16 protein-coding genes are annotated in these 12,036 nt (G+C 73.5%); 13 read left to right on the forward strand and 3 right to left on the reverse strand.

The annotated features are described in order from the left end of the window. The first annotated feature begins 32 nt into the window (after positions 1 to 32). Positions 33 to 1,142 carry a PP2C family protein-serine/threonine phosphatase gene (locus HN013_RS30440; RefSeq protein ID WP_171171960.1) on the forward strand — a complete coding sequence of 370 codons (1,110 nt, stop codon included), beginning with the start codon at positions 33 to 35 and terminating at the stop codon, positions 1,140 to 1,142. Positions 1,143 to 1,180: 38 nt separating this feature from the next. Here HN013_RS30440 and HN013_RS30445 read toward each other — a convergent pair whose 3' ends face one another. After that, on the reverse strand, positions 1,181 to 2,197 hold the full coding sequence (locus tag HN013_RS30445) for an Lrp/AsnC family transcriptional regulator (protein WP_171171962.1): 1,017 nt from the start codon (positions 2,195 to 2,197) through the stop codon (positions 1,181 to 1,183). Positions 2,198 to 2,346: 149 nt separating this feature from the next. Here HN013_RS30445 and HN013_RS30450 point away from each other — a divergent pair, with 149 nt between their 5' ends. The 3 genes from HN013_RS30450 to HN013_RS30460 all read left to right on the forward strand — a co-directional run bounded on the left by HN013_RS30450 (position 2,347) and on the right by HN013_RS30460 (position 6,705). Beyond that, positions 2,347 to 3,900 (forward strand): amidase, encoded by a 1,554-nt coding sequence (locus HN013_RS30450; RefSeq protein WP_212765012.1) that lies wholly within the window; start codon positions 2,347 to 2,349, stop codon positions 3,898 to 3,900. A 66-nt stretch (positions 3,901 to 3,966) separates the two neighbouring features. Then, positions 3,967 to 5,424, forward strand: a complete 1,458-nt coding sequence (locus tag HN013_RS30455; RefSeq protein ID WP_171171964.1) for an MFS transporter — start codon at positions 3,967 to 3,969, stop codon at positions 5,422 to 5,424. 30 nt (positions 5,425 to 5,454) lie between these two features. Beyond that, the gene (locus tag HN013_RS30460; RefSeq protein WP_171171966.1) at positions 5,455 to 6,705 is read left to right on the forward strand and encodes an amidohydrolase family protein; all 1,251 of its coding nucleotides are present in this window, start codon (positions 5,455 to 5,457) and stop codon (positions 6,703 to 6,705) included. A gap of 272 nt (positions 6,706 to 6,977) precedes the next feature. On the opposite strand, the gene HN013_RS30465 is transcribed toward HN013_RS30460, so the two are convergent. Beyond that, positions 6,978 to 7,421: a VOC family protein gene (locus HN013_RS30465; RefSeq protein ID WP_171171968.1), complete on the reverse strand. Its 444-nt coding sequence runs from the start codon at positions 7,419 to 7,421 to the stop codon at positions 6,978 to 6,980. Between the two features lie 194 nt (positions 7,422 to 7,615). On the opposite strand from HN013_RS30465, the gene gvpO reads away from it, so the two are divergent. From gvpO to HN013_RS30510, 9 genes are all read left to right on the forward strand, one after another. Beyond that, positions 7,616 to 7,915, forward strand: coding sequence for a gas vesicle protein GvpO (gvpO, locus tag HN013_RS30470; protein WP_171171970.1), 300 nt, complete (start codon positions 7,616 to 7,618; stop codon positions 7,913 to 7,915). Positions 7,916 to 7,978: 63 nt separating this feature from the next. Continuing rightward, positions 7,979 to 8,401 (forward strand): gas vesicle structural protein GvpA, encoded by a 423-nt coding sequence (locus tag HN013_RS30475; RefSeq protein ID WP_171171972.1) that lies wholly within the window; start codon positions 7,979 to 7,981, stop codon positions 8,399 to 8,401. After that, entirely contained in the window at positions 8,398 to 9,117 is a 720-nt protein-coding gene (locus HN013_RS30480) for a GvpL/GvpF family gas vesicle protein (RefSeq protein ID WP_171171974.1), read from the forward strand. Before HN013_RS30475 ends, HN013_RS30480 begins: the two co-directional genes overlap by 4 nt. Then, positions 9,117 to 9,323, forward strand: a complete 207-nt coding sequence (locus tag HN013_RS30485) for a gas vesicle protein GvpG (RefSeq protein WP_171171976.1) — start codon at positions 9,117 to 9,119, stop codon at positions 9,321 to 9,323. The genes HN013_RS30480 and HN013_RS30485 overlap by 1 nt, the downstream gene beginning before the upstream one ends. A gap of 46 nt (positions 9,324 to 9,369) precedes the next feature. After that, positions 9,370 to 9,759, forward strand: coding sequence for a gas vesicle protein (locus HN013_RS30490; protein WP_171171977.1), 390 nt, complete (start codon positions 9,370 to 9,372; stop codon positions 9,757 to 9,759). Then, positions 9,746 to 10,540 (forward strand): GvpL/GvpF family gas vesicle protein, encoded by a 795-nt coding sequence (locus tag HN013_RS30495; protein WP_312018760.1) that lies wholly within the window; start codon positions 9,746 to 9,748, stop codon positions 10,538 to 10,540. Before HN013_RS30490 ends, HN013_RS30495 begins: the two co-directional genes overlap by 14 nt. Then, positions 10,537 to 10,725 (forward strand): gas vesicle protein, encoded by a 189-nt coding sequence (locus HN013_RS30500; RefSeq protein WP_312018761.1) that lies wholly within the window; start codon positions 10,537 to 10,539, stop codon positions 10,723 to 10,725. The genes HN013_RS30495 and HN013_RS30500 overlap by 4 nt, the downstream gene beginning before the upstream one ends. Positions 10,726 to 10,730: 5 nt before the next feature. After that, a complete protein-coding gene (locus HN013_RS30505) occupies positions 10,731 to 11,006 on the forward strand; it encodes a gas vesicle protein K (protein WP_171171982.1) in 276 nt (91 codons plus the stop codon). Positions 11,007 to 11,135: 129 nt separating this feature from the next. Beyond that, positions 11,136 to 11,522: a hypothetical protein gene (locus HN013_RS30510; RefSeq protein WP_171171984.1), complete on the forward strand. Its 387-nt coding sequence runs from the start codon at positions 11,136 to 11,138 to the stop codon at positions 11,520 to 11,522. 23 nt (positions 11,523 to 11,545) lie between these two features. Here the strand turns inward: HN013_RS30510 and HN013_RS30515 are convergent, their stop codons facing one another. Further along, complete coding sequence (locus HN013_RS30515; RefSeq protein ID WP_171171986.1) at positions 11,546 to 11,743, reverse strand: hypothetical protein; 198 nt, start codon at positions 11,741 to 11,743, stop codon at positions 11,546 to 11,548. Between the last annotated feature and the right edge of the window lie 293 nt (positions 11,744 to 12,036).

The raw sequence follows: 12,036 nt of genomic DNA on the forward strand, positions 1-12,036 counted from the left end.
CGCCCGGGGCCCGGGGAGTGTAAGCAGGAGACATGCGCCGCTCGCACGGACCGCCCGGGGCCCGGCAGCCGTGGCACCGCCGCCGCACCCTGCTGGCACTCCCGCTTGCGCTCATCGTGGTGATCACGGTGGTCGATCTGGCGACCGGCCCCGACATCCACCTGGGTCCGCTGCTCGTGGTCGCACCCGCCATCACCGCCGCGTTCGGCGGCCCGCTGGTCATCGGCGTGGTCGGCGCGCTGGCCGTCGCCGCCCAGGTGGTGATCGGGGTCTTCCACGGCGGGGTGGCCACCTCCAACCACGAGGCGCAGATCGGCGGGCTCGTGCTGATCTGCGCCGTCGTCGTGGCCTTCCGCTACGCGCACGAGCGGCACGAGCGGGAGCTGGCGCAGGTCCGGTGGGTGGCCGACGTGGCGCAGTCGGTCCTGCTGCGGCCGCTCCCGGCGCACAGCGGGCCGCTCCGGATGGCCGCGGTGTACGTGGCGGCCGACCCGGAGGCCCGGATCGGCGGCGACCTGTACGCCGCCGTCCGCAGCGGGGAGGGGACCCGCGTCATGATCGGGGACGTGCGGGGCAAGGGGCTGGGTGTCGTGGGGGACGCGGCCCTGCTGCTCGGCGCCTTCCGGGCCGCCGCGCACCGCAGGCCGCCCCTGCCCCGGCTGGTCGCCCACCTCCAGAACACCGTCTACTGGGACACTGTGGAGCCGCTGGGCGACGACGCGGCGGCGTCCGAGACCTTCGTCACCGCGGCGGTCCTGGAGATCCCGGACGCCGAGCCCGTCCTCCGGATCATCAACTGCGGCCACCCGCCGCCCCTGCTGCTGCGCGAGGGCCGGGCGGTCCCGCTGACCGTGCGGGACACGGCGCTCCCCCTGGGGCTGGGCGGGGACGTGTCGGAGGACGACTACGAGGCCGACTCCTTCGGCTACGGCCCCGGTGACATGCTCCTGCTCTACACCGACGGCGCGGTCGAGGCGCGAGACGCCGGGGGGCGCTTCTACCCGCTCGCCGACCGGGTGGCGGCCTGGCGGGAATCCGACCCGCAGCGGCTCGTCGACCGCGTCCACGCGGATCTACTGGCCCACACGGGCGGGACCCTGGGCGACGACGTCGCCCTCATCGCGATCGCCCGCCACGGCTGAGACACCGGGGCGCCGCGGCCGGCTCCGCGGGACCGCGCTCAGCCGGTGACGGGTTCCATGATGTCGACGGGTACGAACCCGTTCGCCCGGCCCTCCGTGTCGAGCAGACGGCCCATCAGCTTGACCGCCCGCAGGGCGATGGCACGGTCGGTGATCCGCAGGTGGGGAAGCCGGGCGGCGAGCCGGACCTCCAGCTCCTGGGTGTCCACCAGGGAACGGACCCAGACGATGGCGATGAGGTTCTGGGGTCCCGAGACGCCGATGACCATACGGATCTCGGGGAGCTTCGCGAGTTCGCGGGCGGTGGCGTCGAGGTGTTCGGGCGGTACGGAGCCGAAGAAGGTGGCCGCGACCGGGGAGCCCGACAGCGAGCGGGCGAGGTCGCAGCGGAGGATCAGCCGGCCGGAGTCGAGCAGCCTCCGCAGCCGGCGGCCCACCGTGTTGAGGCTGACGTCCAGCCGCGCGGCGAGGGCGCTGAGCGAGATCCGTCCGTCCTCGCCCAGGGCGCGGATCAGGTCGCGGTGCTCGAAGAGGTCCACCGCCACGGCCTGGGCCGGCCGGTGGGGGGCCGTGAGGGTCTCCTGCTGGGCGCGGGTGAGGCTGCGCAGCCGCCAGGCGCTGCCCTCGGTGTAGCTGCGGGTGACCAGGTGCGCGCGGGTCGAGGTGATGCCGGGCACGGTTCCCAGGCGGTCCACGATGTAGCGCGAGAGGGCGTCGAAGTCGCGCGTCATCACCATGACGAGCAGGTCCCGGCCGCCGGCCGCGTGTTCCACGGTGATGGCGACCGGGTCGGCCGAGAGGATGCCGGCCACGGCGGAGTCCTGGCCCGGTGCGCAGTCGACCTCCAGGAGGGCGCCGGCGCCGCCCGAGTCGAAGGGGTAGGCGGTCACCCAGGCGTGCCCGGCGGCCTTCAGCCGTTCCCATCGGCGCGCCACGGTCGCCGCGTCGACGTCCAGCGCCGCGGCGAGTTCCGTCCACGGGGCGCGCGGGTTGATCTGCAGAGCGTTGACGAGAGCGAGGTCGAGCTCGTCGAGGCCTGTGGAGCTTTCGGACACATACATGAATGTAACCCCGGGTAAGTGACAGCTTCCTGCATTAGATCTTCTTCAATGGCTGCTTCCTGCAATGAGTCGCCCACTTGTGGCGCGAGATTAGCATCGCCGCAATCGGTTGTTTCCAGCCACTCGTTGTCAGGAGGTGCCTCGTGGGGCAGCCCTTCGCCACCCTCTCCGAAATGGCTCACGCGCTGCGCTCGGGGACTGTTTCCAGCAAGGAGCTGGTGACCGCCGCCCTGGCCGACGCCGACCGTCTCGACCCGCTGCTCGGCGTGTACGTCAGCCGGTTCCCGGAGGCGGCACTGGACGCCGCCCGGCGGGCCGACGCCCTGCCCGCGGCGGCACGCGGGCCGCTCCACGGCCTGCCGCTCGCGGTCAAGGACAACTTCGCCACCGTGGAGGGTCCGGCCACCGCGCAGAGCCCGGCCCACGAACCCGCCTGGTGGCACGGGGAGGACGCTCCGGCCGTCGGCCGGCTGCGGGCGGCGGGCGCGGTGGTGCTGGGGAAGACGACCATGGCCGAGTACGCCATGGGCCGCCCCGACCCCGCCCACGCCTTCCCCGTCCCGCGCAACCCCTGGGACCCGGACCGCTGGACCGGCGGCTCCAGCACCGGGAACGGCGCCGGCATCGCCTCCGGTCTCTTCCTCGGGGCGATCGGCACGGACACCTCGGGCAGCCTGCGGCTGCCGGCCGCGCTGTGCGGGACGACGGGGCTCAAGCCCACCTACGGGCTGGTCGAGATGGACGGCTGCATTCCGCTCAGTCCCTCGCAGGACGTGGCCGGCCCCATGGGCGTCTCCGCCCAGGACTGCGCCCTGCTGCTCGCGGCGCTGACCGGCCGGCCGTACCCCCGGTCCGCCCCGGCACCCGAGGATGTGCGCGGACTGCGCGTCGGTGTCCCCTACGAGCTCCTGGACGAGCTCTCGGTCACCGAGGACTGCCGCTCGGCCTTCGTCCGGGCCCTGGACCAGCTGCGGGAACTGGGCGCGGAGATACGGGAGTTCCCCCTCCCGGAGTTCTCCGAACTGTCCGGCGCCAATGGCGTGATCATGCTGGCCGAGGCCTTCGGCGAGCACGGGACGCGGCTCGCCGAGCGCTGGGAGGCGCACGGCCGGGCCTTCCGCCGCCTCGCCGCGCTGGGAGCCCTGCTGCCGGCCCATCTCTACCTCTCCGCCCGCCGCTCCGCGGAGCTCGCCACCGCCCGCCTGCTCATCAGGATGTCCGGGGCCGAAGGCGTCGACGTCATCGCGACCCCGACCTGGCCGGCCGCCGCGCGCCCCTACCACGAGGAGGTCATGCCGGGCGGCGAGCTGAACCTGACGGGCCTGTGGAACCCGACCGGGTTCCCCGCCCTCGCGCTGCCCATGGGAGCCACCTCCACCGGACTGCCGCTCTCGCTCCAGCTCATCGGGCGCGCCCACTCGGAACGCACCCTGCTCGACGTGGGGGTGGCCTACCAGACCGCCACCACCTGGCATCTGCGCCGCGCGGACCCCGATCCGGAGCGGCGGCCCCTCCCCCTGCCCGATCCCGAACGCGACAGCACGCCCTTCCCCTCTCCCGCCCCCTCCGGCGACACGGACCGGATCCGGTCCGCCCTCACCGCGGCCGGCCTCGACCCCTCTCCGGCGGACCTCGCGGCGGTCCACGCCATGACGACCGCCTTCCTCCAGCCGGCCGGGCAGCCCGCCGCCCGCTAGCCCGTCCCCCATGCCTCCCCGTCTCCTCTTCCGTCCGCAGGACGGCCGTCCACCACCGGAGGACCCATGCCGCGTATCCAGCCCGCGGGCCCACAAGCGCCCGGCCTCGGCGGCGCCAGCGTCGCCGCGGTCGTCGGATTCCTGGTCTTCGTCGAACTCACCAGCGGCATCATCCAGGGCATGATGCCGACGCTCCTCCCGGAGCTCGGTGGCGCACTGCGCGTCAGCGCGGGCGACCTCAACTGGGTGAACAGTGCGCAGCTCCTGGCCGCCGCCGTCTCGGTGCCGCTCTTCGGGCGGCTCGGTGACATGTACGGCCACCGCCGGATGCTCCGCGTCGCCGTGGTCAGTCTCGCGGTCGGTTCGGCCCTGGTCGCCTGGTCGCCCTCGTTCGAGATGCTCCTCGTCGGCCGGGTCCTCCAGGGCCCGCTCGCCGCCCTCCTCCCGCTGGAGATCGGTCTGGTCCGCGACCGGCTCAGCGCGGAGAAGGCCCGTGGCGCGATCGGCCTGCTCGTGGGCTCGCTGACCTTCGGCACCAGCGTGGGCATGGTCCTCGCCGGTCTGCTGAGCAAGGTCCTCTCCGGTGTCCATGGAGTCCTGTGGGTCCCGGCGATCGCCACCGTCCTCTGCGCCGGCGTGGTCTTCTTCCTGGTGCCCGAGTCGACCACCCGGGCCAGCGGCACGGTCGACTGGGCCGGTGCCGGACTGCTCAGCGTCGGCCTGGCGTCCCTCCTCCTGGGCATCGCGCAGGGCCCGAAGAACGGCTGGACCGCGGGCACCAACGTGGCGCTGTTCGCCGTGGCCGCGGTCGCCCTCGTCGCGTGGGTGATCGTCGAACTGCGGGTCGCCGAACCCATCGTGGACATCCGGCTCACCGTCAAGCGCACCCTGCTGCCCGTGTACGGCGCGAGCTTCCTCGTCGGCGCGGCGCTCTTCGGCTCCCAGACGGCGGCCGTGCTGTTCCTGGCCAGCCCGCCCGACAAGGTCGGCTACGGCTTCGGGTACGGGCCCCTCGGCGTGGGCTGGATGATGCTGCCCATCGGGCTGCTGGCCTTCGTGGGCTCGGCCGCGGTACCGCGCCTGGCCCGGGTGGTCAACGCCCGCACGGTGCTGGCCCTGAGCGGTGTCCTGATGGCCGGCGGCTATGCCTTCCTGGTCCTCGCGCACGCCGAGCCGTGGCAGTTCGTCCTGGCCAACGTACCGATCGGCTTGGGCACCGGTCTTGCGCTGACCGCCATGCCCGCGCTCATCCTGGACGCCAGCCCCGCCGACCGGACCGGCATCGCGACCGGCGTCTACAACACCGCCAAGACGCTCGGCGGCAGCGTCTCCGGCGCCGTCTTCGCCGCCGTGCTCACGGCCATGACCTTCCACGGCACCAAGATCCCCACCGAATCCGCCTACTCCGCCGTGTGGTGGTGCTGTGCCGGTGTCTCCATCCTGATCACCGCCGCGGCCGGGGCCGTACTCGGCGCCCGGCGCAAGGCCGACACCGCCGCACCGCAGCCCGCGCCCGCCGCCTGACCCGATCCCCTCCCCCGGAAGGAATCCGCCATGACCGACCGCACCACCGCCCCCGTCCTGCTGTACAACGGCCTGCTGATCGACGGCACAGGCGGCGACCCGGTGCCGGGCGGGGCCGTGCTGGTCGAGGACGGGTACGTCCAGTGGGCGGGCCCCGGCGACCGCCTGCCCGAACTCCCCGAGGGCACCCGGCGGATCGACGTGGCGGGCGACGCGATCCTGCCCGGCTTCATCGACTGTCACGTCCACATGGCGGTCCCGGGCGGGGCCATCAACCACCACGAGCTCGCCGCGATGCCCGCCTCGCTGCGCACCTTCCTGTCGGCCCCCCGGATGCGGCTGACCCTGGAGGCCGGCGTCACCACGGCACGCGACCTCGGCGGCGCCGACGCGGGCCACCGCAGGGCGGTGGAGTCGGGCGTGGTCGTGGGTCCCCGGCTGCTGGTCGCGGTGGCCATGCTCAGCCCCACCGGCGGGCACGGCGACTTCCGCGCCGGCACGGACAACGGGCCGGCCGATCCGGAGATGAGCCGCCTCGCCGACGGCGTCGCCGACTGCCGCCGGGCCGTGCGCGACGTCCTGCGGGCGGGCGCCGACTGTGTGAAGATCACCGCCACCGGCGGGGTGTGGAGCCCCACCGACCAGCCCGACGACGACGGATTCCTCGAGGACGAGATCCGTACCATCACCGAGATCGCCGCCGGACACCGCGGCAAGAAGGTCGCCGCGCACGCCCAGGGGCGCGGCGGCATCCTCAACGCGATCCGCGGCGGCGTCGCCAGCATCGAGCACGGTTACGAGATCGACGACGAAGGCATCGACCTGATGCTGGACCGGGGCACCTTCCTGGTCCCCACCCTCACCACCGCCAACACCGATCCCGACCCCACGAAGGCCGCGAGCTGGGCCTACGCCAAGAAGAAGCACTGGCAGGAGGTCGCCCGCCGGCACATCCCGCACGCCATCGAGCGCGGCGTGCGCGTGGCCATGGGCACCGACTGCGGCATCGCCGAACACGGCACCAACCTGCGCGAGCTCGGCCACCTCGTCGACTGCGGAATGACCCCGATGGGCGCCATCCTCGCCGGCACGTCCGAGGCCGCCGAACTCCTCGGCCTGGCCCACGAGATCGGGACCCTGACGGCCGGCAAGCGCGCCGACGTCGTCGTCGCACGGTGCAACCCGCTCACCGACATCAAGGCACTGGCCACGTCGGAGAACATCCGTCTCGTGATGAAGGACGGCATCGCCTACAAGGACCTCGACGGCCGCGCCGCCTGATCCCCGGGTCCGCCGTCGAGGTGCCGGGGTTGGTGCCCGGCGCCCGGCTTCGTCCTCGCCCGCGTCATGCGGGTGGTGATCGCCGTGCTCGATGCCCGGGACGCGCCGGGGAGCGATCGCATACGGGCCGCCCCGCCCGGCGGCGGCTCGTGGTGGACGGCAAGAGGCGACCACTCCGCGGGTCCACCGCGGCCTGTCAATAAACTGCCCGCCGGGGTCTCCGACCCGGCGGGCTTCACTGCGTGCGGCGCGATGCGCCTCGCGGGGCGGCCTCAGGCGTGCGCCTGGGGCACCGGGTCGGTGCCGAAGACCCACGGGGCCAGGACGACGAGCCAGCCGTCGGGGTCCTCGAAGAGCACCGCGCCGTGTTCGGGCCAGTACGGGTTGGCCGCGGTCACCGGGCGGTGGCCGCGCTCCTCCAGGCGGCGGACGGCGGCGTCCCGGGCCTCGGGGCCTCGCAGGTAGAGGACGAGCTGGTTCTCGGGGTGGGGTGCGGGGACGCGGGGCGGGGTGCCGTGCTGGGTGATCTCCATGTGTACGGGGGTGCCGGGCAGTCCGAGGACGACGCCGTCGTAGCCGGCGTGGCCGCGCCACTGGGCGAGGACCGGGAGGCCGAGGTCCTCGGCGTAGAAAGCCAGTACGTCGTCGTAGCGGGCCGTGGGCCGGGCGAACCGCACGGCGCCCACGGCGAGATGCTCGGGCCAGGTGTGAGTCATGGCCTCACCTTGTCACACAGGCAACTCCGGCCACATCCGCCCAGCGTCCGCCTCAGGTGCGACCCCCGGCCCGGGCCGGGCGGCCTACGACCGTCCGTCCTTCCCCCGACTCCCCTTCGCACCCCTGGGGTTTGGCCAAGGATTCACGCGGTACGCGCAGAGGCGAGGTCCTTGAAGACGACCCAGAGGTCCTGATGACAGCCAAGTCAGAATCCGACAAGACCGACGACGAATCCGTCAGTATCCCGGTGCCCCGCATGCTGCGGGCGGCCCGCGACCAGCTCGCCGACCTGGCGGGCCTGCGGCCGGAGGGGGTGGCCGGCTTCGAGCGGACCCCCGACGGCTGGACGGTGGAGATCGAGGTGGAGGAGATCCCGCGCGTCCCCGAGACGATGAGCGTGATGGCGCTCTACGTGGTGACGCTCGACTCCGCGGGCGACCTCACCGGCTACCGCCGTGCGCGGCGCTACGAACGCGGAAGGACCGACTCCTGACGGACGCCGTCCGCCGGCGGGCAGCACCGCCGGTACGTCGGCCACGAGAGGAAGTTGCCCGACATGAGTGTTGTCCCGGCGCAACAGTCCGGGGGTGCCGGTGGCACCAGCGGTCTGTACGACGTCCTGGAACTTGTTCTCGACCGCGGCCTGGTCATCGACGCGTTCGTCCGCGTCTCCCTGGTCGGCATCGAGATACTGAAGATCGACGTACGTGTCGTCGTCGCCAGCGTGGACACGTACCTGCGCTTCGCCGAGGCGTGCAACCGGCTCGACCTGGAGGCCGGGCCCCACAAGAGCGCCGGGCTGCCGGAGCTGGTGGGCGAGGTCACCGAGAGCGGCGCGCGCGGCAAGAGCAAGGGCGTGCTCTCCGGTGCCGCCCAGTCCATCACCGACGCCTTCCAGCAGGCCCGCGGCGGCGACGGCGAGACGGCGCCCAAGGCCCGGCGCGGTTCCTCGCGGAGCAAGAAGGAGGAGAGCGAGTGAGCACCTACGTCTACGGCATCACGAGCGGTGAACGCGCACAGCTCCCCGAGGGGCTGACCGGCATCGGCGAACCACCGCGCGCGGTCCGCCTGGTGACCGATTCCGGGCTCGCGGCGGTGGTCAGCGACTGCCCGGAGAACCTGCGCCCCAAGCGGCGCGACCTGCTCGCCCACCAGCAGGTGCTGTCCGAGGCGGGACGGAAGTCCTCCGTCCTGCCGATGCGGTTCGGCAGCGTCTGCGACAGCGACGAGGACGTGCTCCAGGTGCTGTCCCGGCACGCCGAGCACTACCGGTCGAAGCTGGCGCTGCTGTCCGGCCGCGTCGAGTACAACGTCAAGGCCGTGCACCACGAGGACGTGGTGCTCCACCTCGTCCTCGCCGGGAACGACGAACTGCGTGCGCTCGCCGAGGCCAACCGGAAGGCGGGCGGCGGAACGTACGAGGACCGGCTGCGGTTCGGGGAGAAGGTCGCGGAGGCGGTCCGCTCCCGTGAGGCGTGGGACGCCGACCTGGTGCGCGGCGCCCTGGAGCCGCTGGCGGAGGGGTGCCGGCCCGGCCCGGAGAGCGGGGGCTGGTTCCTCAACCTCTCCCTCCTGGTGGCGGAGTCGGCCGCCGAGCGGCTGCTCACCACGGCGGACCGGCTGCGCGAGGCCCACCCCCAGCTGGACCTCAAGGTGAACGGCCCCCTGCCCCCGTACAGCTTCGTCGACGCGTGATGTTCGTCGGCTGGGTCCTCCGCCGCGTCCTCGCCGAGGCCGAGCGGCTGTACTACGACCCGGCCGTCGTGCAGGGCGAACTCCGGGCGCTCGAACAGGAGCTGGAGTCCGGACGGCTGGACGAGGCGGAGTTCGACCGGCTGGAGGACGCGCTGCTGGACCGGCTGGAGGAAGCGCGGCGGCGCTCGCCCGCGCCGCCGCGGTGACCGTCCGCTACCCCGTGGACGACGACGCAGAGGAGCCCCGAGACCCATGAGTTTCCCGAGCCGCCTGCCCGACGCCCGCTCCCCCGCGGACACTTCGGCCAACCTGGCCGACATCCTGGAGCGGGTGCTGGACAAGGGCGTGGTGATCGCGGGCGATATCCGCATCAACCTGCTCGACATCGAACTGCTGACGATCAAACTGCGGCTGGTGGTGGCCTCCGTCGACAAGGCGAAGGAGATGGGCATCGACTGGTGGGAGAGCGACCCGGCGCTCTCGTCGGGGGCGCGCACCCGTGAGCTGGGGGCCGAGAACGAACGGCTGCGGGCGCGCGTCGCCGAGCTGGAGGCCGGCCGGCCGGCGTTGCCGTCGCAGGATGCCGACGAGGCCGAGGACGGGCCGAAGGAGAGGGAGGAGGCGACCGGTGACCGATCGTGAACTGCTGTACGCCTACGCGGTCGCGCGGGACGCCGGACCGGCCCGCGACGTCCCGGAGACGGTGACGGGCGTGGCCGGCGAACCGGTGCGCGAGGTCTGCCACGCGGGGTTCGCGGCCCTGGTGGGCCGGGTGCCCGCCGAGGACTTCGAGGAGGGCGCGCTGCGCGAGCGGCTGGAGGACCTGGCCTGGCTGGAGCGGGTGGCCCGCGGCCACCAGCGCGTGGTCGAGGCCGCGGTCTCCCTCTTTCCCTGCGCGCTCCCCCTGCGGCTGGCGACCGTCTACCGCGACGAGGACGGGCTGCGGCGGATGCTGACGGCCGGCCGGACGGCCTTCGGTACGGCGCTCGACCGGCTGGAGGGGCGGCTGGAGTGGGGCGTCACGGTGTACGCCGTGCCCGGCCCCGCCGCGCCGCCCCAACAGCCGACGGCGGGCCGTCTGTCCGGGCGCGACTACTTGCGGCGACGCGGTGCCGAGCGGCGGGCGCGCGAGGAGGGGACCCGGCACGAGGACCGGGCCGCCGAGGCGATCCACGACAGGCTCGCCGCGCTGGCCGAGGCCGTCCGGCTCTACCCCCCGCAGAACTCCCCGCTCGCCGGTCACCCGGGCCGCAACCTCCTCAACGCCTCCTACCTCGTACCGGGCGCGCGTGCCGAGGAGTTCACATCGGCGGTCGGCGAACTGACCGACGGCGCCCCCGACGGACTGCGGATCCGGCTGACCGGCCCGTGGGCCCCGTACTCCTTCGTCACCCACGACCCCTGCGTCCCGGACGCGCCGTGACCGGCTCCGGGCTGCCGGCGGAACGGCTCTCCCTGGTGGACCTCCTCGACCGGCTGCTCGCCGGCGGGGTGGTGCTCAGCGGCGACATCACCCTGCGGATCGCCGACGTCGACCTCGTCCGGATCGACCTGCGCGCCCTGATCAGCTCCGTGGACGCCCGAGTGCCCTCGCCCTGGGAGGAGTGACAGCCGTGACACGCCGAGTGGAACTGGACCGGGACACCGTCGAACGCGACCTGATGAAGCTGATCCTGACCATCCTGGAACTGCTCCGGGAACTGATGGAGCGTCAGGCACTGCGCCGCGTCGACCAGGGAGACCTCACGGAGGACCAGGAGGAGCGGATCGGCATGACGCTGATGCTGCTCGCCGACCGCATGGAAGGACTGTGCCGGAGGTACGACTTGGACCCGGAGGAGCTCGACCTGGACCTGGGTCCGCTGGGGTCGTTGCTCGGGCGGCAGTAGCGGCGGGGCCGGTACGCGAACGGTCGCTTCACCCGTTCGGGCGGTGGACGGCCGTTCCCCTCCGGCACGACCCTGGCGGAGACGTCCGGACGAACGCACCCACGCGCTCCGGACGGGGAGGGATGTCCCATGAGCCGTCGTCGTGTCGCCTCGCGTCTCGTGTTCGCCGCCGCCCTGGTCCTGGGAGCGACCGGCCTGTCCCAGGAGGGCCCCGGAGTGGGGAGCCACGCCGCGGCCCGGACCCTGGAGCCGGCCTGCCCGCCGCCCGGCGGCGGCACGTGCTACTTCGAGTGGTTCGACAGCGTCGGGCGCCGCAGCGTCGAGCTCGACCCGGAGGTCGGTGTCTGCCGCAACATGACCTCGGCGGGTGCGGTCAGGGGCACCAACATGACCAACCGCACCGTCAACCTCTGGCCGAGCAGCGACTGCTTCGGCAACCCGACGGCGCTCGTCGCCGCCGGCCGCTCCTGGAACGACCCGTCCCACACCTACTTCTCGTTCCGGCCGGTCCCCTGAGCGGACGGGCGGCGCGTACCGGTTCAGTCGAAGATTCTCAGCACGGCACCCAGACCGCGCCACACCACTCCCGCGGCGCCCACCTCCATGGCCGTGTCCGCGGCGTCGGCGGCGATGTCCGCCTTGTCGAGGCGGCCGGCCGCCCGGCACCGCCCGCACCGGCGCCGCCACCGCCGGCCGAGCCTCCCGCACTGTGCGCACACGCGCTCACGTCTCCCCACGGTCCGATCATCGCATGACCGCCGCGGCCGCTCCGTCCCAGGTCAGGGCGGGCGCGCAACCCGTTCGACGGAGTCCGCCGCGGTTTCCGCCCCCGGCACCGCTCCCGGCCCGTAGCGTCCCCTCGTCCACGGTGTGATCCGGAGGAAGAGGGGTGGCACGCCCATGTCCGAAGCCGCCGAACAGCCCGTCGTCCCGCGCCGCCGGGCGCTGCGTCATGCCGCGGCGGCCGCCTCGGCGGTCGCCCTGGGCGCGGGGGCCGCCCTGGCCCCGGCCCGGCCCGCGCGGTCCGCCG

This window comes from Streptomyces sp. I05A-00742, assembly GCF_013055795.1.
Taxonomy (GTDB): Bacteria; Actinomycetota; Actinomycetes; order Streptomycetales; family Streptomycetaceae; genus Streptomyces.